At 62.0% G+C, this 22,486-nt stretch carries 24 protein-coding genes and 1 pseudogene; 16 read left to right on the forward strand and 9 right to left on the reverse strand.

Features of this window, described 5'->3' with window-relative positions; translation table 11 throughout:
• The first annotated feature begins 94 nt into the window (after positions 1–94).
• The 3 genes from ACWF6P_RS06235 (at position 95) to ACWF6P_RS06245 (ending at position 2,883) form a co-directional block, all read left to right on the forward strand.
• Positions 95–1,702, forward strand: a complete 1,608-nt coding sequence (locus tag ACWF6P_RS06235; protein WP_378447305.1) for an AMP-binding protein — start codon at positions 95–97, stop codon at positions 1,700–1,702.
• A 127-nt stretch (positions 1,703–1,829) separates the two neighbouring features.
• Positions 1,830–2,114: a hypothetical protein gene (locus ACWF6P_RS06240; protein WP_452620392.1), complete on the forward strand. Its 285-nt coding sequence runs from the start codon at positions 1,830–1,832 to the stop codon at positions 2,112–2,114.
• 37 nt (positions 2,115–2,151) lie between these two features.
• Complete coding sequence (locus ACWF6P_RS06245; RefSeq protein ID WP_452620393.1) at positions 2,152–2,883, forward strand: hypothetical protein; 732 nt, start codon at positions 2,152–2,154, stop codon at positions 2,881–2,883.
• A gap of 18 nt (positions 2,884–2,901) precedes the next feature.
• On the opposite strand, the gene ACWF6P_RS06250 is transcribed toward ACWF6P_RS06245, so the two are convergent.
• From ACWF6P_RS06250 to ACWF6P_RS06265, 4 genes and pseudogenes are all read right to left on the reverse strand, one after another.
• Positions 2,902–4,857 carry an ABC1 kinase family protein gene (locus tag ACWF6P_RS06250; protein ID WP_452620394.1) on the reverse strand — a complete coding sequence of 652 codons (1,956 nt, stop codon included), beginning with the start codon at positions 4,855–4,857 and terminating at the stop codon, positions 2,902–2,904.
• 294 nt (positions 4,858–5,151) lie between these two features.
• Positions 5,152–6,009 carry an alpha/beta fold hydrolase gene (locus tag ACWF6P_RS06255; RefSeq protein WP_452620395.1) on the reverse strand — a complete coding sequence of 286 codons (858 nt, stop codon included), beginning with the start codon at positions 6,007–6,009 and terminating at the stop codon, positions 5,152–5,154.
• A 23-nt stretch (positions 6,010–6,032) separates the two neighbouring features.
• Positions 6,033–7,034 carry an NADP-dependent oxidoreductase gene (locus ACWF6P_RS06260; protein ID WP_452620396.1) on the reverse strand — a complete coding sequence of 334 codons (1,002 nt, stop codon included), beginning with the start codon at positions 7,032–7,034 and terminating at the stop codon, positions 6,033–6,035.
• Positions 7,031–7,947: pseudogene (locus tag ACWF6P_RS06265) on the reverse strand (alpha/beta fold hydrolase). The gene ACWF6P_RS06260 and the pseudogene ACWF6P_RS06265 overlap by 4 nt, the downstream one beginning before the upstream one ends.
• 123 nt (positions 7,948–8,070) lie before the next feature.
• Here ACWF6P_RS06265 and ACWF6P_RS06270 point away from each other — a divergent pair.
• Together ACWF6P_RS06270 and ACWF6P_RS06275 are read left to right on the forward strand one after the other, a co-directional pair.
• Positions 8,071–8,646 carry a TetR/AcrR family transcriptional regulator gene (locus ACWF6P_RS06270; protein ID WP_452620397.1) on the forward strand — a complete coding sequence of 192 codons (576 nt, stop codon included), beginning with the start codon at positions 8,071–8,073 and terminating at the stop codon, positions 8,644–8,646.
• A 300-nt stretch (positions 8,647–8,946) separates the two neighbouring features.
• On the forward strand, positions 8,947–9,246 hold the full coding sequence (locus ACWF6P_RS06275) for a DUF4259 domain-containing protein (protein WP_452620398.1): 300 nt from the start codon (positions 8,947–8,949) through the stop codon (positions 9,244–9,246).
• A gap of 34 nt (positions 9,247–9,280) precedes the next feature.
• Here the strand turns inward: ACWF6P_RS06275 and ACWF6P_RS06280 are convergent, their stop codons facing one another.
• On the reverse strand, positions 9,281–9,727 hold the full coding sequence (locus ACWF6P_RS06280; RefSeq protein WP_452620399.1) for a hypothetical protein: 447 nt from the start codon (positions 9,725–9,727) through the stop codon (positions 9,281–9,283).
• Between the two features lie 73 nt (positions 9,728–9,800).
• The gene (locus ACWF6P_RS06285) at positions 9,801–10,682 is read right to left on the reverse strand and encodes an alpha/beta fold hydrolase (protein WP_452620400.1); all 882 of its coding nucleotides are present in this window, start codon (positions 10,680–10,682) and stop codon (positions 9,801–9,803) included.
• A 113-nt stretch (positions 10,683–10,795) separates the two neighbouring features.
• Here ACWF6P_RS06285 and ACWF6P_RS06290 point away from each other — a divergent pair, with 113 nt between their 5' ends.
• Genes ACWF6P_RS06290 through ACWF6P_RS06300 form a run of 3 tightly spaced genes read left to right on the forward strand, consistent with a single transcriptional unit; the run spans position 10,796 to position 12,336 of the window.
• The gene (locus tag ACWF6P_RS06290) at positions 10,796–11,440 is read left to right on the forward strand and encodes a TetR/AcrR family transcriptional regulator (RefSeq protein WP_452620401.1); all 645 of its coding nucleotides are present in this window, start codon (positions 10,796–10,798) and stop codon (positions 11,438–11,440) included.
• A 9-nt stretch (positions 11,441–11,449) separates the two neighbouring features.
• Complete coding sequence (locus tag ACWF6P_RS06295) at positions 11,450–11,899, forward strand: FAS1-like dehydratase domain-containing protein (protein WP_452620402.1); 450 nt, start codon at positions 11,450–11,452, stop codon at positions 11,897–11,899.
• The gene (locus ACWF6P_RS06300; protein ID WP_452620403.1) at positions 11,896–12,336 is read left to right on the forward strand and encodes a MaoC/PaaZ C-terminal domain-containing protein; all 441 of its coding nucleotides are present in this window, start codon (positions 11,896–11,898) and stop codon (positions 12,334–12,336) included. The genes ACWF6P_RS06295 and ACWF6P_RS06300 overlap by 4 nt, the downstream gene beginning before the upstream one ends.
• 76 nt (positions 12,337–12,412) lie before the next feature.
• On the opposite strand, the gene ACWF6P_RS06305 is transcribed toward ACWF6P_RS06300, so the two are convergent.
• On the reverse strand, positions 12,413–13,267 hold the full coding sequence (locus ACWF6P_RS06305; RefSeq protein WP_452620404.1) for a hypothetical protein: 855 nt from the start codon (positions 13,265–13,267) through the stop codon (positions 12,413–12,415).
• Between the two features lie 114 nt (positions 13,268–13,381).
• Here ACWF6P_RS06305 and ACWF6P_RS06310 point away from each other — a divergent pair, with 114 nt between their 5' ends.
• The 4 genes from ACWF6P_RS06310 (at position 13,382) to ACWF6P_RS06325 (ending at position 17,475) form a co-directional block, all read left to right on the forward strand.
• A complete protein-coding gene (locus tag ACWF6P_RS06310; protein ID WP_452620405.1) occupies positions 13,382–14,443 on the forward strand; it encodes an NAD(P)/FAD-dependent oxidoreductase in 1,062 nt (353 codons plus the stop codon).
• A 120-nt stretch (positions 14,444–14,563) separates the two neighbouring features.
• A complete protein-coding gene (locus ACWF6P_RS06315) occupies positions 14,564–15,751 on the forward strand; it encodes an ATP-binding protein (protein ID WP_042924931.1) in 1,188 nt (395 codons plus the stop codon).
• On the forward strand, positions 15,748–16,467 hold the full coding sequence (locus ACWF6P_RS06320; protein WP_283305273.1) for a M50 family metallopeptidase: 720 nt from the start codon (positions 15,748–15,750) through the stop codon (positions 16,465–16,467). Before ACWF6P_RS06315 ends, ACWF6P_RS06320 begins: the two co-directional genes overlap by 4 nt.
• Before the next feature lie 171 nt (positions 16,468–16,638).
• Complete coding sequence (locus tag ACWF6P_RS06325; protein ID WP_452620406.1) at positions 16,639–17,475, forward strand: SDR family oxidoreductase; 837 nt, start codon at positions 16,639–16,641, stop codon at positions 17,473–17,475.
• 54 nt (positions 17,476–17,529) lie between these two features.
• Here the strand turns inward: ACWF6P_RS06325 and ACWF6P_RS06330 are convergent, their stop codons facing one another.
• Both ACWF6P_RS06330 and ACWF6P_RS06335 read right to left on the reverse strand, forming a co-directional pair.
• Complete coding sequence (locus ACWF6P_RS06330; RefSeq protein WP_003940093.1) at positions 17,530–18,537, reverse strand: NAD(P)H-dependent glycerol-3-phosphate dehydrogenase; 1,008 nt, start codon at positions 18,535–18,537, stop codon at positions 17,530–17,532.
• Between the two features lie 97 nt (positions 18,538–18,634).
• Positions 18,635–19,363 (reverse strand): FadR/GntR family transcriptional regulator, encoded by a 729-nt coding sequence (locus ACWF6P_RS06335; protein WP_047272025.1) that lies wholly within the window; start codon positions 19,361–19,363, stop codon positions 18,635–18,637.
• A 133-nt stretch (positions 19,364–19,496) separates the two neighbouring features.
• On the opposite strand from ACWF6P_RS06335, the gene ACWF6P_RS06340 reads away from it, so the two are divergent.
• The 4 genes from ACWF6P_RS06340 to ACWF6P_RS06355 are packed head-to-tail and all read left to right on the forward strand — an operon-like array spanning position 19,497 to position 22,462.
• Positions 19,497–20,885 carry a GntP family permease gene (locus ACWF6P_RS06340; RefSeq protein WP_452620407.1) on the forward strand — a complete coding sequence of 463 codons (1,389 nt, stop codon included), beginning with the start codon at positions 19,497–19,499 and terminating at the stop codon, positions 20,883–20,885.
• A 12-nt stretch (positions 20,886–20,897) separates the two neighbouring features.
• Positions 20,898–21,428, forward strand: a complete 531-nt coding sequence (locus tag ACWF6P_RS06345; protein WP_020909302.1) for a gluconokinase — start codon at positions 20,898–20,900, stop codon at positions 21,426–21,428.
• Positions 21,429–21,474: 46 nt separating this feature from the next.
• Positions 21,475–22,014: a LiaF domain-containing protein gene (locus ACWF6P_RS06350; RefSeq protein WP_019745527.1), complete on the forward strand. Its 540-nt coding sequence runs from the start codon at positions 21,475–21,477 to the stop codon at positions 22,012–22,014.
• A gap of 10 nt (positions 22,015–22,024) precedes the next feature.
• A complete protein-coding gene (locus ACWF6P_RS06355; RefSeq protein WP_452620408.1) occupies positions 22,025–22,462 on the forward strand; it encodes an SRPBCC family protein in 438 nt (145 codons plus the stop codon).
• The last annotated feature ends 24 nt before the right edge of the window (positions 22,463–22,486 follow it).

Below are 22,486 nucleotides of genomic sequence, written 5' to 3' on the forward strand. Positions count from 1 at the left end.
AATCGTTCCGTTTTGCCTCGGGCTGCGTGGAACGTGTTCTAGATTCAGGGTTGTATGCCTCGATATCGCGGCGCAGACCCTGAAAGGGAAGACGATGCAGTTCAACCTCGCTGATGTATTCGAAACCGTCGCCAGCTCGGTACCTGATCGCGTCGCCTTGACTTACGAGGGAGAGAACTTCTCCTACGCTGAGTTGGACGCGGAGGCCAATCGAACCGCCAACCTGCTCGCGCAAGCCGGTATCTCGCGTGGTGACCACGTGGCTCTGTTCCTGAAGAACAGTGTCGAACATGTCACGTCGATCCTCGGGTTGATCAAGATCCGCGCGGTCCCGATCAACGTGAACTACCGGTACACGCCCGCCGAACTGGAGTACATCTTCACCAACTCCGACTCGGTCGCGGTGGTCGTGGAACTTCCCGAACATCAGCGTGTCCTTGCTTCCCTCTTCGGTGCATGCCCGAAGGTGAAGACGGTGATCGTGATCGGCGAGATCGAGGCCGAACTGGTCGCCGCCGCGAATGAGCACGGAGTTTCCGTGGTTTCCTTCGACGACGCTCGCGAACAGTCGCCAGTGGGGGAGTTCGACTCTCGTTCGGGCGACGACGTGTACCTGCTCTACACCGGCGGGACTACCGGATACCCGAAGGGCGTCATGTGGCGTCACGACGACTTCTTCCGTAAGCCGCTCTCCGGCGGAAATCCGTACGGAGAGGGAGCGCGGCAGGACCTCGCCGAGATCGCCAGTGCTGCAAAGGAATTTCCGGAGCTCTCGTTCCTAATTGCCGCCCCGCTGATGCATGGCGCCGCCCTGTACTCGCTGTTCACCTTCCTCACCCTCGGTGCGCGGGTTGTTCTACGACGAGAGTTCGACCCGGCGAAGGTCGTCGAAGCGATCGAGAAGGACTCGGTACAGGTGATCTTGATCGTCGGCGACGGTATGGGACTGCCGTTGGTCGACGAGATGGAACGACGCAAAGACGAGGTTGATTTCAGCACCCTGTTCTCGATCACCTCGGGTGGCGCGATCTGGTCCACCAGCGTCCGGGACCGCATGCTGGCGGTGAAGCCGGACCTGCTGTTGCGGGACAACTTCGGAGCCTCGGAGTCAGGCAACGACGGCGCCTTCGCCATCGACGAGGCAGGAAATCTGCGAATGCCGCCCTCGCCGAACATGATTCTGGTCGACGAGCGTCTCGAAGAGATCCCAGCCGGCTCCGACGATGTGGGATACATCGCGCGCATCGGAAACGTCCCGCTCGGGTACTACAAGGACGAGGAGAAGACCGCCCGGACGTTCCCGACCCGCGCCGATGGCACCCGTCTTTCGGTGCTCGGAGACATGGGCAAGGTGGAAGCGGACGGCACCATTGTCTTCCTCGGCCGTGGCTCACAGTGCATCAACACCGGCGGCGAGAAGGTATTCGCCGAAGAGGTCGAGGCCGCCCTTCACGCGCATCCGGCGATCTCCGACGCGCTTGTTGTCCCTGCACCCGACGCGCGCATGGGGCAGCAGGTTGCCGCGGTGATCGCGACCTATCCCGAGTCTGACGAGCTGACTCTCGAAGCGGTTCAGGAACATTGCCGTAAGACGTTGGCCGGCTACAAGGTGCCGCGCACGATCGTGCTGGTCGACGAAGTCAAGAGGACTCCGGCCGGTAAGGCGGACTACCGCTGGGCGACGACACTGGCGTCGTCCTAGCAGTGTGGAGTGATCGGTGACGACCTTTCACATGGATTTCACCACGACATAAGGGACGTACCGGAAAGATGGCGCAGAGTAAGTCGTTCGCGCCTTGCGTCGTCACTCCACGAAAGGGTCTTTTCACATGCTCATCATCGGAATACTTCTGTTCGGAATCGTCATCGGAGCGGGAGCCCAGTTGATTCTGGGACAAAGGGCGGCACGGGTGGATTGGACCTTCGCGTTCATCGCGGGAATCGGCGGTTCGCTGGTGGGCGGACTGCTCGTGAGTTTGATTGCAGGCGACGGAATATCATTGCGCCCGAGCGGCATCCTGGGGTCCCTCGCCGGCGCCGTCATCATCACCGCGGGCTGGCAGTGGTACCGCCGGAAGAACGCAACTACAGCTACGCGTCCGTCTGATCGCTGATTCCTCAGTTCCGTCAGGGGACGGAAAGCGACGAGACATGAACGAACTACTCGATGAAGTCCTCATCGCACATGGCGGCGTCGAACGTTGGCAGTCCGTTTCAGCGATCACGGCACGGGGACGCTTGGGCGGTCTGTTGCCTGGGCGCTTCCCCGGCAACAAGCTCGCGACGTTCACGGTCGAGGTGCAAGTTGCCGAGCAACGCACTGTCCTCCAGGACTTTCCGCGCGTCGGCGAGCGCGCTGTGTTCGACAAGAGGGCCGTGTGGATCGAGACTCGTGACGGCGAACAACTCGAGAGCCGAACCGACCCGCGTCCAGAGTTCTTCGGGTTGAGTGGAATCCGGCGCAATCTTCACTGGGACGCGCTCGACACCGCTTACTTCGCCGGATACGCCTTTTGGAACTATCTGAACGCACCCGTGCTGCTCACCCGCGACGACATCACTGTCACCGAAGGCGAACCGTGGCAGGAAGCCGGGCGCCAATGGCGACGACTACAGGCGACATTCGCGCCAGGAATCGACACCCATTGCCGGCAACAGACCTTCTACGTAGACACCGATGGCCTCATCCGCCGCCACGATTTCGTCGCTGAACCTGTAGGAAAGTGGGCCAAAGCCGCCCTTTACTGCGACCAACATCGCCAGTTCGACGGCCTCACGTTCCCCACTCGGCGCCGCGTACTTCCGCGGGGCCCAGGTGGCCGTGTCCTCTCGCGGCCGACGCTTTTGGCGCTCGACTTCGACGATATCGAGATCAAGCGATGAACACTTCTGAGCTATTCGTTACCTGTTGTCGAGGGTGAACAAGCGGAACACGGTCCGCATGCACAGGACGACCCCCACAAAGCCCAGTACCGCACTCACGAGCGCATAGCTGGACAACTGAGGTGTGAGCTGTGGTCCACCGGGAACGAACAGCAGGATCGCCGCGACTATCAGCGCAGCAACTCCAGCCGCCATTCCCAGGGCATTGTTCGCCGACCGTCGGAGCCACCGCCTGTCGTCGGGGTGCGCGAAGGAGCGGGTACGGAGTGTGAAGCTTCCCGAGGCCAGTGAGGTCGTGATCTGGTCGAGCTGACCAGGCAGCCGCCTTACCACGGCCGTTGTGACCGCAATCGTCGACAGCATCGCCTGCGCCGCTGCGGCGGGGCTGGCGACCTGGGTCAACAGTCGGGGTACTTCGGCGCGCACCGCGGAGACGAGGTCGATGTTCGGATCCAGAAGCCGGAGGGCGCGTTCCACCGACGCGAGTGAACGGAAAGCTGCTGCGACATCTCCCGGCACACCAATTCGGTGCTCTCGAAGCACAGTGAACATTCGCGCGAACGATCCCATCGAAACATTGGGCGCAAGACCGAGAAGGGTGATCTCGCGGCCTACTTGGTGACGTAGCGCTCCACGATCCACGTCGTCAGGCACGTCGAACGCCATCAACATCGCGTCGACTGTTGCCACCGGATCACCTGCCAGTGCGGCATTCAGGAGTACGGCGAACAGGATCCGTGTCTCCCCGTCCAGAACACCGACTGCGCCGAAGTCGAGTAGGCCGACGCGTCCGTCGTCAAGGACCATGATGTTGCCGGGGTGCAGATCGGCGTGGAACACCCCGTGGACGAAGATCCCGTCGAGCAGCGACGCGAGAAGCTCGTTGGCAATTCTGCTGCGAGAGTCGACGTCGACGTCGGTGAGCGCTGCCTCGCCGTCGGAAAGTGGTGTTCCGTGAAGACGTTCCATCACAACCACTCGCCCGCTGCTGAGTTCGGGGTAGATGTGCGGAACGACGATATCCGGTCGGCTTGCCATGGTGGCGGCAATCGTGGCGGTGTTCGCGGCCTCGGTACGGTAGTCGAGCTCTTCGAGCAGCGACGTGACGAGACCGCCGGCGAGTCGATGAACGCCGATATCGCGTGCCCAGGGAAAACGGGTTTCGGCAAGGGATGAAACACGGAGGAAGATATCGCAATCCACGCTCACCTGTGCGCTCGCCTCGGGTCGTTGAACCTTCACCACCACATCGACGCCGTCGGTGGTGCGCGCGGAATGTACTTGTGCGACAGAGGCGGCGGCGAACGGCTCTACATCGAACCATGCGAACACCGGCTCGGGGGCGTCTCCGAGTTCCGATGCCAGTAGCTCTGCAATGCGGCCTGGATCAGCCGGGCGTGCCGAACTTTGCAGAGACGAGAGAGTGCGAGCCAGCTCAGGTGGTATGAGGTCGTCTCGCGTGCCGAGGATCTGTCCCAGCTTGACGAAAGTGACGCCGCACCGGTTGATTACTTCCACCAGCGCGTCCCCGAACTGAGGCGCTGACGGCCCGGCACGGAGCGCTGGCCCGCCTCCCGCTCGCACGACGATGCCCATGATCTGGACGTATCGCTTGGTTCGTCGCCAGGATTTGCGGCTGCGCTGCAATGCTTCTGGCGGACCGGGAATGGACCCCGTTGGAACGACAACTTCGAGGAAAACCAAAGCAGCCAGGCACGCCGCGAACACCCAGAGTGCGACAACTCCGAAGAACGTGAGCGCTACTCCCACGCTCACCAGAAGTTGATCGTCCTGGCTGGCAATTCCTGCGAACGTCGCGGCGTAGCCCGACAGTGGGACACCCACCGAGAGCGCTATCACCGCGACCGCAAGTGTTCGCGGCCAACCGACCCTCGTCCCCAGCGTTCGTCGCATCACGCCCGCCAGTGCTGCTGCAAGAAATGGCGTCGTGACGATCCAGACCATCAAGTCCATTGCGATAGCGTACGGGTTCGCAATCTGCGATACATCCAGGAAAACCCCGAGCCCACCCCGACTGACGGGTAGCAAGACCGCAAGGACCAAGCGTCGAACATGCTTGGGCACTTCGGTGTTCATTCGCTCCGATGTCGACTCGTCCTGATCGACTGTCCAGAAGAAGATATCGAGGCCGCCGCGAGGAAACAATCACAGGTACCTGTGCATGCCTTGTCTCATTCACGACCGCGACGGTGCCTCCCGTTGGCGGGGTGTCCGGGCTCTCGAGAACCGACGTACGAATCTCGGCGGTCAGTGTCCGAGGAAGTCGACTACTATCGGGGTGAATATGTTGTGGTACTGGAAGATTCCGCCGTGCCCGGAGTCGGGGTAGATGATCAGTTCGGAGCCGGGGATGCGTCGTCGTAGATCTTCCGAAAGTGGGGTGGGGACCATTCGATCGTGGTCGCCGTTGACGATGAGCGTCGTGGCGGTGATTCGTGACAGATCGGAAGGGGCGGAACGGCCGTATTTCTTGATAGCGTCGAGTTGTGTTCGCAATATACCGATTCCGACGGTCTTGTCGCGGTCGACGGTGCGTTCGTGCAAGCGCTGTATGAATTCTTTCGCGGCGGTCTTACCCGCGGCGTTGCGGTTGAAGAACAGAAATTCCTTCGGGTCCGCTCTGACCAACGTCGCGCGCAGAAAATCCCGATATGTCAGTCCGGCAACCTTGTCGATGTCTTTGCCTCCACGTGGGCCGGTGCCGGTAAGCACGAGCTTGCGGACCAGGCCGGGGTGCGCGAGAACTAGATCCTGGGCGACGAAGCCCCCCATCGAGAACGTGAAGAGATCGATGGTGTCGAAATCGAATGCCGAAATGAAGGTGTAGGCGTCCGCTGCCATCGCTTCGATCGTGTCGGGAACCTTCCCGGATGATGCACCGACGCCGACATTGTCGAACGTGATGACGTGACGGTTCCGGGCGATCGCGTCGATGATGCGGGGGTCCCAGTTGTCGAGGTTGGCGGCGAGGTGAACGAGGAAGACGACGGGGATGCCCCCTTTTGGTCCAAGTTCGCGGTAGGCGTACGTCGTTCCGCCTGCCGTGACGGTCTTCGTCGGCGCTGACGCGTAGGTGGTGCCGACGGGGTGGTTCGAGGTGCACATTCGAATGATCTCCGGGTGGTGTGTCAGTTTGTGGGCAGGGTGATGACGGCTTTGCCGCGGATACCGCCCTTGGCGAGTGCTGCAAGCGCTTCCGGTGCTTCGTCGAATGCGTGAATTCTCCCGACGATCGGCCGGATGACGCCGTCGTCGACGAGTGTGGCGATGCGGCGAAGTTGGTCACCGCTTGCGCGCATGAACAGAAATTCGTAGCTCACCCCTGCCTTTGCGGCCTGTTTGCGGATCTTGCGACTCAGTGCGGCTATCGCAAGACGCATGATGGGATTCAAGCCGGCGGAGTGGGCGAAGGCTGGGTCCGGGGGGCCTGCAATGCCGATTGCCAGTCCACCCCGCCTGAGCACGCGAAGAGACTTCTCGAGGTTGTCGCCACCCAGGCTGTCGAGAACCACGTCGTAACCGGCGAGCAGTTGCTCGAAATCCTGGTTGCGGTAGTCGATGACGACATCGGCGCCGAGTCCCCGAACGAAGTCCGAGTTCGAACTGCTCGCGGTCGTGGCGACCGTCGCCCCGAGGTGTTTTGCGAGCTGAATGGCGATCGACCCGACCCCGCCGGCACCGGCGTGGATGAGAACCTTCTGTCCCGGTTGAACATTGGCTCTCTCGACGAGTGCCTGCCATGCAGTGAGTGCGACGAGCGGTAGCGAACCAGCTTCGACAATGTTGATCGATGTCGGCCGCAACGCCACGTCGTCCTCGTGCACCGAGATGCGTTCGGCGAAGGTTCCGATGCGCCCGTCCCGGGGACGGGCGTAGACCTCGTCGCCGATCGAGAATTGACGAACGAGGGCACCGATCTGAATGACTGTGCCTGCCATGTCGTGTCCGAGCGTGAGCGGAAACGAATAGTGCAGCAACTGTTTGAACTCACCCGTGCGAATCTTCTCGTCGAGCTGGTTCAAGCCGGCCGCCTGCACCTTCACAAGCACGTCATGATCGCCGACAGCGGGTTCCGGCGCCGTCGTTTCCTGCAGAGGTCGTTTGTATGCGGTGAATGTGAGTGCTCTCATGGCTGATCTCCTGTAGCGCTTGTAGATGGTGTCGGGACGGGAGTACTGCCTCCGGCGGCAAGGAAGTCGAGAACTGCCGGGACGAAATCCTGGTGGTATTGGAATATCCCGCCGTGCCCTGAACGCGGATAAATCGTCAGCTTCGAATTCGGGATGCGCCGCGCGAGGTCAGCGGAGTGATCACTCGCGACCATCAGATCGTTGTCGCCGTTCGCTACGAAGACGGGTTGGGTAATGCGAGCCAGGTCGTCGGGTGCCGCCTTGCCACCGCCCACGATTGCTTTGAGTTGGGCGACTCGTGCCTGCATCGAAATGCGCGTGTCACGATCGACTGTTCGTTCGGCGAGTCGCGCGAAATAGTCATCGGCGGCGCTTTTTCCCTCGTCGGTGCGTGGGAAGAACAGGAAGTGTCGGGCGTCTTTACGCGCGAGGGCGGCTTTGAGGTAGGCGAACCCGACGATCTTGCCCATCTGGTCGACCCCGCCGGCACCGCGAGGTCCGGTGCCGGCCAGCACCATTCGCCGGACCAGAGTCGGGTCGTGCAGGGCGATCATCTGGGCGACTGCACCGCCGAGGGAGAACCCGTCAGGTCGACGGTGCCATGGCCGAGGGCGCGAATGAACGCAGCCGCATTCTGGCCCATCTGTTCGAGGTCTGCAGGTACCGCGGTGTCGGTTGCTCCTACGCCTCGGTTGTCGAACGCGATGACGTGGTGATTCTCGGCGATTCCGTCGATGATGCGCGGATCCCAGTCGTCGAGGACGGCGGCGAAGTGGTGCAGGAACACCACAGGCACGCCTCCCGGGGTGCCGAGTTCGCGGTATGCATAGTTCACGCCGTTCGCGTGCACGGTTTTCGTCCGGACGGTTTTCCATGTGGGCGTGTTGGACGGTGCGTCGTGGCGTGTCGCCATGTCTGTCCTTCCGAAGTGGTGAGCGTGGCCCGTGAGAGAAGCCTTTATATTACGGTCATACTATTATGATCGTAAGGCTATCGGATACAATCGGGCGAGGCAAGGGCATGGAGGGATCCTGACATGGCGAGATACGACACTGAACACAAAGCGCAGACCCGCGCTCGCGTGGTGGACGCGGCGGGGCGACGCCTCAAAAAGGATGGGATCGACGGGTCTGGCGTGAGCGCCTTGATGTCCGATGCCGGACTGACCAACGGTGCGTTCTACGCGCACTTCTCGTCCAAGGACGAACTCGTCGCGGTGGTGCTGGCTGATCAGTTGGCGACGCAACTCGACACTCTTCGGGGACTACCCGACGACGGTCAGGCATTGCGGACTTTCATCGAGAGCTATCTGTCGGCGAGTCATCGTGATCAACCAGAAGTCGGATGCCCATCGGCCGCGCTACTCGGTGAGATTAGTCGCTCGAATAGCATTGTGCAGCAATCATATACAGATGGTTTGGAGGCAATGATCGGTGTCGTCGCCGATCGAACTCGAATCAAGGAGCGCGTTGCTGCGCGATCAGTTGCTATCGGGGTGATGTCCATCCTTATTGGGGCCCTTCAACTGTCACGGTCAGTGTCGGATCCGGGACTCTCCGACGAAATTCTCTCTTCTGGTCTCGTGAATGCCAGCCTCTTGCTCCAGGCATGACGTGTGGCGAGACTTCGCACCGTTCAGTCGGGCGTAAGTCGCGTCGGTCGGTCTGCAGAGCCGGTCTGGAGAATGCTCACACGGGACATGACGGTGGTCAACCCTGTTTTGTCTCGCGAGCATCAGTTCGCAGACAGGCCGTGCCCTGTGAGCACGCTCACGGCCTGCTGCGACGGGAACGCGACTGTCGACCTGAATTTATCCGCAATCGATATGGGAGGGCTTGTGGGAGTCTGGGGTCCGGGAAACTTTGACAATGACACCGTCGCGGATGGGTTGGGGGCCCTGACCGGTCGAATCGTGGACGACATCACTGCCGAGTTCGAAGACGATTCGAGTCTGGAGCCGGATGAATGGGGCGGGGAGATGGTGCCGGCGTGGCTCGAGATCCTCACCGATATTGCCCAGACGAAACGAGTCGGTGTGACCTTTCCATCGACGCAAGTGCTGATCGACTGGCGCGATCGATATCTGCGCGTGTGGGATGGCTACATTGACGAACTCGAACCGAACGAGGATCACAAGGTCGCTCGACGTGCAGTGCTCGTCCACACCTTCGAACAGGCGGTCGCCCTCGCAGCCGAGCGGGAACAGGCATAAACCTGGTGCGGCCGCGCTACTGACCATAGATCCGTCAGTTCCCCGGTGGAACGACGGTGAACGTGAACCCTCCGGAAGTCATTGCGTTGGCTTCTTCGAACATCGAACAGAGAGCTTCGGCGGCGTCGGTCGCCAATGCTCGGGCGGCGCTGGGGGTTCGACCTCGGGCCGTCACCGCGAGCCCAGGTGCGTCCGCATCTGTGATCGTCAGATCGGACTCGTAGTCGGAAGCACTGCCACCGAGTATCTGCGCGAGTTTTTCAGCAGGAACAGGCATGCCGTTGGAGGCTTCCCGATCGCCGATGTACGCATCGCGCGGGGACCCGTCGTAGAGTCCGGTTCGACTGCTACTGAACTCAACTACCGCAGTTGAGGTGAAGGAGATGGTCTTCGTCCACCACAGACCTCCCGCCACGACCAGAACGGCGGCGGCAACGGCCACCACTACCTGACCGCGGCGGTCGGAGAAGAATGTTCGCATCAATCAGTTGTACCGCCTTGGCCAGCTGATTGACCGGCTTCCTCACCACCCAGTCGGCGCCTGATCGGCGAGATTACGTTCGCTTCGCGTCGTCATGATTGCGGACGAACTTCATGAGTCGGGGAATTACTTGATCAGGTATGTGTCCCAGGATTCCGTGGCCGGTTCCGGCATATATCTCCACTTCGGCTTCAGGTACAAGATCAGCTAACCTTGCGGCCACCTGCTCGGGGTTGGAGACCACCGTCTCAGCACCGGAGATTACGAGCATGGGAACCGAGATCGACTGCACTTCTGCATCTTTGAGCATTCGTGCCCACCCGATGCCGGGCCGGTAGTTCAGCGCTTCCTTGGCGAGGGCGAACTCGAGGTCGCCGAGAACGTACCCGGGGGACAGCCAATCGTTGAGCTTGCGAATATTCTTGTCGGTGCGGCGCATGCCGGCGCGGATCATCTTCAGCAGCACACGCCACGAGGGCTTGTCGAAGACTCCACCCGGTTCGATGAGCGTCACACTCGCCAGTCGTTCAGGAGAATGAAGTGCTACGAGAACGGCATGCCACGCGCCCTGCGAGTAGCCGACCAGGTGGACGCGATCGACCTTGAGTTCGTTCAATACCTCGCTGATCCAGGTGGCGAAGTCGGACTCCCCGGTCAGTGGAGAAGTCTGCACACTGAGGCCTGGTGTGCCGATCGTGTCCAGTGCGTACACGACTCGGTCTCGGCACAGGTCCTCGATGACGATGTGCCATTGCAGACAGTTGGCCCCGAGAGAGTGCGCCAGGACGATCGGCGTTTCCGTGCCGGTCCCCGACCTGCGAACATGGGTGGTTCCGAACGATGTCGGCACGTCGAGTTGTGTCGACGGAACCGGCCAGGTGCCTTCCAGTTCTCGGTAGATGCGGTCGTACGCCTGCTTCGATGCCTCGTTTTTGAATCGTCCGATCTTCGGCATGAGTGCCCCTCTCACTGCGTTTCGATTTGATGGTATGAACGTATCACTAATGCGGTACGTGCGTATCATTAACGAGTCAGTTCCATCCATATCGAAAGGGAAAGGACAGCCTCATGCCGCGACTGGTCGACCATGAAGTGAGGCAACGGGAGATCACCGATGCGGTGCGGCGAGTGATTGTCGACGGTGGGCTCGCGGCGGTGACCTTTCAGTCCGTTGCTGCCGAGGCTGGGATTTCGGTGCGTCTCGTGCAGTACTACTTCGGTACGAAGCGGGAGTTCCTCCTCGCGACGCATCAAGCCGTTCGTCAGGATGCGGGCGCTCGCCTCATGCAGGAGTTGTCTGTTCTGGGTGCGGAAGCGACACCCCGCGAGGTTATTTCAGCGTTCCTTGTCGGCATGCTCCCGCTCGATCAGCAACGTCGAGAGGAAGCAATTGTTCTCGGCGCCTTTCACGCTGCCGCACTGACCGGACAGGGAATCGCCGCCGAGGGGACTCTAACTGCCCCGCGTGAGTTGGCAGCGCTCATTTCCGGCCAGCTTCAACGGGTGACCAATCAGGACGCAGTCGTGCCGTCAATGGATCCCGACCTCGACGCCGAGCTCATTCTGGCGGCTGTCGCGGGGCTCGCCCAGGGGATGCTTCCTGGTTACGGCACAGCGGAATTGGCGGTCCGATTGGTTGAGCGCCTCCTCGATCGCATTCTCGGGCCCACGAAACCTCAGGCCACGAATCAACGCGAGGTCGGCCGCCATTAGGATTCCGAGATGTCTCCTGTGAACCCAGCGCTCGCCGGGCGGGTATTTCCCTCGTCTTCGTACCTTGTCGGGCGCGAAAAGATTCGCGAGTTCGCTGCGGCTGTGCGTTCGAGCAATCCCTTGCACCATGATGTCGGTGTCGCCAGGGAGGCCGGGTTCGTCGATGTCATCGCGCCGACAACATTCACAACCGTTGTCCAGCAACGAGCGATCATGGCACTGCTGCGCACGCCGGATACCGGGCTCGATCCGACTCGTGTGGTGCATACTTCCGAGAAGATCGAGCATCAGCGTCCGATAGTCGCCGGCGATGACCTGTCTACGACACTGACGATTACAGGGGTGACAGTGCGAGCAGGCAGTGCGATCCTCTCGACAGTTTCCGAGATCCACGACGCGACCGACGCTTTGGTCGCGACGGTCACCTCGACCCTGCTGGCGCGAGGAGAAGAAGCATGACCATGCCCGCCTCGCCGGTCTTCGAAAACCTCGTCCTTGGTGACATAGTCGCCAAGGTCGATCTGGTTCTCACGCGTGATGACCTTGTTCGCTACGCCGGTGCCTCCGGCGACTTGAACCCGATCCACTTCAACGACGCAATCGCTGCGTCGGCCGGGCTGCCGGGAGTTCTGGCACACGGAATGCTCACTGCCGGAATTGCTTTGCAGGCAATCGTCGACTGGGTTGGTGATCCGAGTGGTGTGACCTCGTATGAAACTCGCTTTACTCGGCCCGTCGTAGTCGATGCCGTCGATGGTGCAGATCTCTCCATCACGGCGAAGATCGCGCGGATCGACACCACAATGCGGACAACGCGGATCGATGTCACAGTCACGCACAAGGGACAGACGGTTCTGGGAAAGACCCAAGCGCACCTTCAGTTTCCGGGCGCCTGACGGGATTGCGTGCTGTCACCGGTCACATCGGAACCTGCGCATTCGGGCGGGCGGTCAACCGCGTTGTGGCGCAGCACTACCGGAAAGACGCCAACAGCTCGTCCGACGCTTGCAGCGGTGCGTATCCGTCGACGATGACGCGCTGACAGCCGTCGAGCTCGACGGTGAGCAATCGTTCCTCGCCCGTAAGGCTGTCCACGTGGATCGTCGACGCCACCTCGGTGGCCACCACGTCACAGTCGGGAGCGGGTGGAAGTCCGTCGAAGGGTTCCGTCGTAGACGATGTGCCTACGAATTCGGTGGAGGAGAATCGGCAGAAAACGCTGCCCGCCGACAGCGATGTCAGCGCCGTGGTACCTGTTGTGGCTGGTCGGTACGTCGGCCGGCAATGTGACAATTCGTAGATCTGGTCGTCAGACAATGCTATTCGGTGTTCGGTACTGCCGGCCGATGTCAGTTCCTTGATGGCAGCCAGGCCACCGGGTTTCGGTAGTCCACACGAGTCGGAGGGATACCCTGGCCGTGTTGCTCGGCCTCGATCGTCGACCAACCAGAATTGGTCCAGCACAGCCAGGCTGTAGTCGTCACCGCAGCCTCCGGGAAACCAAGTCTTGTGCGCGGACGAGCGGTTCAGCATTTTCACTGCCCGACTGAAATCGCCCTCCCAACGGTGAGCATAGAAGCTGACGGTTCGGTCGGCTGCCACGTCGTCTCTGATATACGGGTCGCACGTGACGGCGGCGACGGGTACGAAATCGTCTGGAACCGTCGCTGTTGGTGTCGTCTGGAGTGGGCCGATCGGATACGGGGGCGCGCACGTCAGCGTTTCGGCGTCGACTATTGCGGCAACTGGACGATCGGGGGTGGTGACCCGCCACATGCCGGCGACAGCGAGGATGACGATCACGACTGCGAACCAACGCCAGAGCATGAGCACACCGTATCGGCCCCGGTATGCGCTGAGGCCTAGTCCTCCCTTAACCGCCGAAGTGCTCTCATCCAAATTGAGTGGATCCAGGTTGCGGCTCGCAGATATGGTCCACTGGTGACGCATCCGAATGGTCGAAACGACGGTCCGATCCTGGTGATTGGTGCCGGTGTCGTCGGCGCGTCGATCGCGTATCACCTGGCGCGCGTTGGTCTCCGAGTTACCGTGCTCGAGCGGGGCTCGGTAGCAGGCGGGGTGACCGGCAACTCCTTTGCCTGGGTTGGCCTCTCGAAGAGTGCCGCAGAAACCTACTCCGATCCGTTCCGACATGGCGCCGCAGTCGAGTTCGACCGCTTGGAGCGCGAACTCGTCGAGCCATTCGGTCTGCGACGCAGAGGCGCGATCACGTGGGAGAAGACGGAAGCGGAGACTCGACAGTTCGTCGACGCGCATCGCGCACTCGGTCATCCCGTCGAACTCATCGGTGAAGATGAGGTCCTTGCTCGTGAGCCGGGATTGCGCACAGCGCCCGTCGTAGCGGCATATGCGCCTGACGATGGTGGAGTTGACCCGGTTGCGTTCGCTCGATCACTCTTGCGAGGTGCCGAAGAAGAGGGCGCCATAGTGCATTCCGAGGCTTCGGTGCTCTCACTGCTCGTGGAAGGTGCAAGGGTTCGCGGTGTATTGACCACTGACGGCCCCGTCTACGGATCGACCACAATCCTCGCCGCTGGTACTGCGATCCCCGGACTCGCGGCGTCGGCGGGAGTCGACGTCGAGGTCGACGCCTCCCCGTGTTGCCTCATCAGATTCTCGACTCCGCACCCATTGGTGAACGGAATCCTCTCCACTCCGGACTTCGAGATCAGACAAATGAGCGACACGACACTGATTGCGGCTGAAGATGTTCCGATCGGGTTCTCTGGAGATGCTCGTGAGCTTGCCGAGCCGACGCTGCAGGCGATCCGCAGTCAACTCGTGGGCGGTGAACACGTAAAACTGATCGAGGCGGCAATCGCTGACCGTCCCATTCCGCGTGGTGGCCGCCCGCTGCTGGGCTTCGCCGAAGGCGTGCCTGGGCTCTATCTGGCCGCGGCGCATCCTGCGATCATTCTGGCCGGAGCAATGGGGGCCCAGGTGGCCGGGGACTTCGCGCGAGCGTCAAGCCTGGACTGCTAGACGACGATGTACGGAGCTTGGTTCGACGAGGTCGAGCCAGGTATTGCGGTTCCTAGTTCTCTCTAGGACACGCGCTAGAGAGCGGGATATTCGGCTACATGGCTTGTACCGTCGGTGGGCATGGACCCCGTGCGCAATCCGTATGCCCCCGGTGCCGGTCAGCGACCGCCGGAACTCGCCGGGCGCGACAAGCAGATCGATGCCTTCGACGTCGTGCTCGAGCGAATTGCGCGTGGCCGCCCCGAACGAAGTGTTGTCCTCACGGGATTGCGTGGTGTCGGCAAAACCGTCCTGCTCAATCAGTTGCGTTCGGCGGCGATCTCCCGAAGCTGGGGGACAGGGAAGATCGAGGCGCGACCCGACCAGGATTTACGACGCCCACTCTCGTCGGCGCTCCACATGGCGGTCCGCGAGATCGCGGTGTCCCATCGCGATCCGGAGCGGGTCGAGCAGTTTCTCGGAGTCCTCAAATCGTTTGCCTTGCGCGCCACTGCAGACAAGGGAATGCGCGAGCGTTGGCAACCGGGCATCGACGCACCTGCGATCAAAGGTCGTGCGGACAGCGGTGACATCGAGATAGACCTGGTCGAGTTGCTGCTCGACGCGTCGTCGTTGGCCCGCGATGTCGGCGTTGGGATCGCTATCTTCATCGACGAGATGCAGGACCTCGGAGCCGCGGATGTGTCGGCGATCTGCGGGGCGTGCCACGAGTTGAGTCAGGACGCGGCACCGCTGATCGTCGTCGGGGCGGGGCTTCCGCATCTACCCGCTGTGCTGTCGGCGTCGAAAAGCTACTCGGAGCGCCTGTTCAGCTACCACCGGATCGATCGACTCGAGCGTGAAGCTGCAGATCAGGCGCTGATCGCACCTGCCGAGCGTGAGGAGGTCGAGTTCACCGAATCCGCGCTCGACGCTCTGTACGAGGCGGCTGACGGGTACCCGTACTTCGTCCAGGCGTACGGGAAAGCCACGTGGGATGTGGCGGCGTCGAGTCCGATCACGGCAGAAGACGTGCGCGTCGGCGCGCCGACGGCGGAGGAAGAACTCGCTGTCGGTTTCTTCGGATCACGGTACGAAAGAGCAACGCCTGCGGAGCGTGAGTACATGCGGGCCATGGCCGATCTCGCCGGTGACGACGGACCTGTCGCGACCGCGAAGATCGCCGTCGAGCTCGGTCGAAAGCCGGCTTCGCTGTCGCCGGCACGGGACGGACTGATCAAGAAGGGCCTCATTTACTCGGCCGAACGGGGATCCATCGGATTCACAGTCCCGCACTTCGGCCGATACCTGCGCGGACAAGCGGAGTGAACGCCCTCGAAACCGCGTGGGATCGGGTGGCGGCGCTCAGTCCCAATCCACCGGCGTGGGTAGTTCAGCTGGCCGCGTTGATTGCCGTGATCATCGTTCTCGAACCGCACCTGTGGCGGATCGCCCGCAACGTCGTCACCATCGCACACGAGGGTGCTCATCTGATCGTCGCAGTCCTGGTCGGTCGACGGTTGAAAGGTCTTCGCCTGCATTCGGATACGTCGGGTGTTGCGATTTCGTCCGGCAAGCCGACCGGCTTCGGCGTCATTCTGATGACGTTCGCGGGGTACGTGGGACCGTCGATTCTCGGCCTCGGCGCGGCTGGTCTGCTGGGTGCGCAGCGCGCGGTCTCGGTGCTGTGGATCGGTGTGTTCGTGATCGCGGTGATGATGGTCCTGATCCGAAACCTCTACGGAATCTTCTCACTTGCGGTCGTGGGAGCAGTGTTGTTCGGGCTCGTCTGGTGGGGGACCCAGGAGCAGCAAGTGGCCGCAGCGTACTTCCTGACGCTCTTCCTCCTCTTTGCCGGACCGCGCCCCGTTGTGGAACTTCAACGACAGCGGATGCGACGAGGTGGGGCACCGGACTCCGATGCCGACCAATTGGCCAGGCTTTCACCGATACCCGCGATCGTCTGGGTTGGTTTGTTCCTGCTCGTGAACGTCGCGGTGCTGGTGCTCGGTGGCTGGTGGATCCTGCGTCCGGTGGGTGGCTGATCGCTTTGATCCGTTGTTCCGTCAGGACAACGGATCAATGATTCTTGATGCTCCGCGGACGTAGTCATCGCGGTAAGGCGCTCATATCGTGGAAGTCGACGAGTGGTCGTCGGGACTTCCCGCAGCCACATCCGCAGCGACGAAGAACGTCGACGATGACAAGGATTCGTTTTGGACGACAAGAACTTCCGCGGACGAACCGCGATCATGTCCGGGGGAAGCCGCGGTATCGGACTTGCCATCGCCCGTGCGATAGCGCGCCGCGGCGGAAACATCGTGTTGCTCGCCAAGACCGATACGCCAGATCCCCGGCTGCCCGGGACAATCCACACCGCTGTCGACGAGTTGAACGCGCTCGAGGGTCATGCCGTTCCTGTAGTCGGTGACGTGAGGAACGACGACGATATTGCGCGGACGGTGGCGGCAGCGCTAGAGCACTTCGGTGGCATCGACATCGTGGTCAACAACGCGAGCGTCCTCGACATCTCGAAAACCGAAGACCTCACGATGAAGCGATTCGATTTGATGCAGCAGGTCAACGTCCGTGGCACCTTCGCGCTCACCCGAGCGTGCCTTCCGCACCTTCGGGTTTCGTCCAACGCGCACGTGTTGACGCTGTCGCCGCCGCTCAACTTTTCGCCGCACTGGCTGGGTGCTCATCCGGGCTACATGCTGGCCAAGTACGGAATGACATTGGCGGCCTTGGGTATCGCCGCGGAGTATTCAGGTACACCGATTTCGAGCAATTGCTTGTGGCCGGAGACCATGATCGCCACTGCCGCTGTCGGAAACCTGCTCGGGGGAGACGGCAGTATCGATCACTCGCGTTCGCCCGAGATCATGGCCGATGCGGCGATGGAGATTCTCGGGCGTCCTGCCGGTACGGATACCGGTCGCACAGTGCTGGACGTCGAGATCTTGCGCGAGGTGGGGATCTCGGATTTCTCGCAGTACGGCGGTCAGACCCCGTTGACGATCGACATCTTCGTCGGTACCCCAACCCTCTGATCTCGGACCATCTACAGGTATCTAGCCAAATTGCTAGATACCTGTAGATCTTCCTCACGCCACTTCGTGCTCGCCGCCGGGGGCAACTTTCTGAAGTCCGCGATATGCGTCGCTGGCACTTTGTCGGCCACCGATGACGGCCTCGACCTCCGCGGCAATCGGCATGTCGACGCCGTACTCGCGGGCCAGATCCATGACGGTGGGAGCGGTCTTGACGCCCTCGGCGACCTGGCCGAGCTTGGCGACTGCCTCCTCGACGGTCAGACCCTGTGCCAGAGCCTCACCGACGCGACGGTTACGAGAAGTCGGAGCCATGCAGGTGGCAATCAGATCGCCGACGCCCGTCAGGCCGGCAAAGGTGCGCGGGTTGGCGCCCATCGCCTCGCCGAGTCGGGTCATTTCGGCGAGGCCGCGAGCGAGCACCATCGCGCGGGTGTTGTCACCGACTCCCAAACCGTCGGCCATGCCCGAGGCGATGGCAACGATGTTCTTGAGGATGCCGCCGAGTTCGCAGCCGAGCACGTCGGTGTTGCGGTAAACCCGGAAGACCGACGACGCGAACAGCGGTTGCAGCGCGGCGGCGACGCGGTCGTCCTGGGTCGCCACGACCGATGCCGCCGCCATGCCGTCGACGATCTCCTTGGCGATGTTGGGGCCGGCGAGCAGTCCGACGGGATGGCCGGGCAGGCACTCGGCGATCACCTCGGTTGGACGCTGCCGGGTGCCGGGCTCGAGGCCCTTGGACAGTGACAGCACCGGGACCCACGCCCGAACTTCGTTGGCGATCTCGGCGAGCGTGGAGCGAACGGCGTGCGACGGCACCCCGCATACGAGTACGTCCGCTTCGCGAGCGGCTTCGACAAGATCCGAGGTTGCCTTGAGGCCCTTGGGAAGTTTGCGCTCACCAAGGTATTTGGAGTTGGTTCGTTGCGAATTGATCTCGTCGGCCGCTTCGGAATTGCGTGCCCACAACAGGGTTGGGGTGTTGCGGGCAGCGAGGCCGGCCACCGTGGTTCCCCACGATCCGGCGCCGAGGACGACGACGCGTACCGGGCGGGCCATCAGAGTGCGCTGTTCTGGGTAGCGAGTGCTGTCATGGCGCCAAGCGTTCCACTTGCGGAGCAGTTGCGGGCCAATTCCGCCGAGTCTGTGGCTCGACTTACAGATGAGGCGGCGGTTCGGGGCTTTCGCGCATTGTTTCGACCGCTTCTGCGGATTCCGCGACGATCGAGCGCATGGCGGCTTCCGCGGCGTCGGCGTCCCCGGCCTGAATGGCAGATGCGACCACTCCGTGCAGGTGAATCGCTTCGGGGTCGGCCTCGTGTGGCATCAACGAGTGGCGGGTGCGGCCTTCGAGTATCTCGACGACGATCTGCGACATCGCCCGCAGCATCGGGTTGCCGGAAGCGGCGAGCAGCGTGCGGTGAAAGTCGGAATCATGGCCGAGATATGCGTCGGTATCGGCAGCGCGCGAGGTAGCTGACATGCCTATTACGGCTGCAGTGAGTGCGCCGCACTGCTCGGGTGTGGCGCGAGTTGCGGCCAGTCGCGCAGCCAGAGGTTCGATGCCGGAACGGAGTTCGCTCAGGATCGAAAGCTGCTCGAACCGATCAGGACCGGCCAGTTGCCAGCGGATGACGTTGGGGTCGAGCGAGTTCCAGTGTTCGGAGCCGAGGATGGTGATACCGACGCGTCGACGAACCGAGGCCAGTCCGAGGGATTCGAGAACGCGGACAACTTCACGGATGACGGTTCGCGACACGTCGTAGCGCGTTGCCACCTCGTCGGCAGAGATCGTCGTACCCGGAGCGAGCACACCACCGACTATGTCTTGGCCGAGCTGTTCCAGCATCGAGTCGTGTAACTGCTGAAACGGGACAGAAGGCATACGTAGATCGTCCCATGCGTATGGAGTAAGCCCGGTGGAAGCCGAATAAATACTACAAATTAGTGTCTGCTCTTGAAATTGTAGGTTAATTAGGGAACAGTGACCTCAATCACTCATCGGACTGGGAGTCCCTATGAACACCACAGCATTGCTGGCGGCCGAGGTCGTCCCCGCTGGTAGCGACGCACGATTGATCATCGCTGCAGTCGCCGGCGTCGCGGTCATCATCGCGCTGATCACCTGGCTGGACCTGCACCCCTTCCTCGCGCTGTCCATCGGCGCGGTGGGCGTCGGTCTGGCGGCCGGCCTCGGATCGGCCGAGTCGGTCGCGGCGTTCGCCACCGGCTTCGGGTCGACCATGGGAAGCGTCGGAATCCTGATCGGTTTCGGCGCGATGTTCGGCAAACTCCTCGCCGATTCCGGCGGTGCCGACCGAGTGGTCGACACGCTGGTGGGCCGTTCCAGCACCAAGGCGCTTCCGTGGAGCATGGCTCTGGTCGGCGCAGTGATCGGTCTGCCGATGTTCTTCGAAATCGGTCTCGTCCTGTTGATGCCTGTCATCATCCTCGTCGCGAGGCGTTCCGGCCTGTCACTGATGCGCATCGCGATCCCCACCCTCGCCGGCCTCTCGGCCATGCACGGGTTGGTTCCGCCGCACCCCGGACCGCTGGCTGCAGTCTCGGCCTTGAACGCAAACCTCGGCCTCACCCTCGCGCTCGGTGTTCTCGTCGCGATCCCCACGGTTGTTCTCGCTGGACCGGTTTTCAGTAAGTACGCAGCACGGTGGGTCGACGTGAAGGTCCCGGATCTTTTTGTCACAGGCGAAGATCGAGGCGAGGAAGAGAAGAAGCAGCGTCCCTCGTTCGCGGCTACTCTCGCAGCGATCCTCCTCCCGGTTGTTCTCATGTTGGGCAAGGCATTTGCCGACGTGATCGCTCCCGATTCCGAGGCCCTCCCCAAGTCTGTCCTCGACTTCCTCGGAACACCCGTCGTCGCTCTGGGCCTCGCGGTTCTGGTCGGAATGGTGCTTCTGGGTCGCGGCGGCGGTATGGACCGCAAGGCCATCTCGAAGTCACTCGAAAGCTCCCTGCCTCCCATCGCAGGCATTTTGCTGATCGTCGGCGCCGGTGGCGGTTTCAAGCAGGTCCTCATCGATACCGGTATCGCCGGAGTGATCGCCGACGCGATCAAGGGCAGCAGCCTTCCCGTGTTGTTCCTGGCCTGGCTGGTTGCGGTATTGATCCGCGTCGCAACAGGTTCGGCAACGGTGGCAACGGTGACGGCGTCGGGCATCCTCGCTCCGGTCGCGGCCGACTTGTCGTCCGCACACGTCTCACTGATGGTCTTGGCGATCGGCGCAGGATCGCTTTTCCTTTCGCACGTCAACGACGCCGGATTCTGGTTGGTGAAGGAGTATCTGGGCGTCAGCGTGGTACAGAACCTCAAGACCTGGACCGTGATGGAATGCATCATCTCGGTATCGGGCCTGGCCGGAGTGCTCGTGTTGAGCGCATTCATCTAGGTAGGCGAGCACATGAACAGCGAAGCGGCACAGCAGAAGCAGTATCCCGTGCTCGTCCTGATGGGTGTCTCGGGTTCGGGAAAGTCTACGGTCGGCGGCATGCTCGCCGGAGCGATGGGCTGGGACCTTCAAGAGGGCGACGATCTCCACCCGCAGGCGAACATCGACAAGATGGCGACCGGGCACCCGTTGAACGACGACGATCGCTGGCCCTGGCTCGACAAGATCGCCGTCTGGATCAAGAGTCACACCGACGCCGGTCAGCCGGGAATCGTCACGTGTTCGGCACTCAAGCGGAGTTACCGCGACGTCCTTCGCGGTGAGCACGTCGTGTTCGTGCACCTCGCAGGTTCGCGGGATCAGATCGGTCAGCGGTTGACCGCTCGCCTCGATCACTACATGCCCGCCTCGCTCCTCGACTCCCAGATCTCGACGCTCGAGGCCGTCGACCCGGATGAGCAGGCCATCGTCGTCGACGTGGGTGGAAGTCCCGCCAAGATCGCGGAGGAGATCCTGCGTCGGGTGGAAACCTTCGAGTACTGAGCGGGCCAGGCGTGTAGGCACCTGCGGTTCGGGTTACGGTGCTTGGGTGACTGCTGCTGAAGAAGGCCACGACGTCGATCAATTGCGTGTCGATGCCCAAGCGCGTCTGGAAGTCGCGGTGGGTGAGGGGCGTTTGACCCTCGAGGAGTACTCGGACAAGGCGGCAGTGGTGTGGTCGCCCACCGCAGATCGAGGGCAGCTCGAGCAGATCGTGCCGTTCAGTGCGGCACCACCCGCTGTGGTGTCGCCGCCGCAAGCAACGATCGTCGGTGTCTTCGGTGACACGAAGCGCTCCGGCCGTTGGTCTTTGGCGAAAAAGACACTCGCTCTGCTGTTGTTCGGGGACGTCAAGTTCGATCTGCGATCGGCGACCATCACCGCGTCCTCCTCGACGATCACCATCGTTTCGATCTTCGGGGACACGAGGCTGCGGGTTCCGGAGGGTGTTTCAGTCGAGTTGGGTGGCTTCGACCTTTTCGGAGATCGGGAATTCGACGGGGGTCGACAGGATCCCGGCCCAGGTGCACCGGTTATTCGTGTCGTCTCGTATTCGTTGTTCGGTGATCTCACAGTGCGCACCGGCTAGCTCGGGCGCCGTGACCGACTTCGACTTCCACAGCGGCTGGACGCTCCCGGCCTCTGCCGACCGTGTCTACGACGTTCTCGCGGACGCCGAGAGGTATTCGCAGTGGTGGCCTCAGATACGCCGAGTGTGGACGACCGATGAGCATTCGGGCTCCATGGCCATCCGCAGCGCCGTCCCTCTGACGTTGCTGGTTTTCGGGCGACGCGAGGTCGAAGACCCCATTGCGCGCTACCTGAAAGTGCAACTCACCGGCGCAATGACCGGCTGGAGTAGTTGGGCGGTGCGCCCCGCAGGATCTGGTTGTATCGCCGACTTTCGGCAGCAAGTAGCGGTGTCCGGAGCACTCGGCCTGGCCTCGAAGATCGCGAAGCCGCTGTTCGAGTGGAATCACGAAGCGATGATGCGTGGAGGGCACCGCGGACTGTGCGCATATCTCTCCCGGCCGTGATCGCGACCAGAACTTGCACACGCT

The sequence above is a fragment of the Rhodococcus sp. NPDC055024 genome (assembly GCF_053608585.1).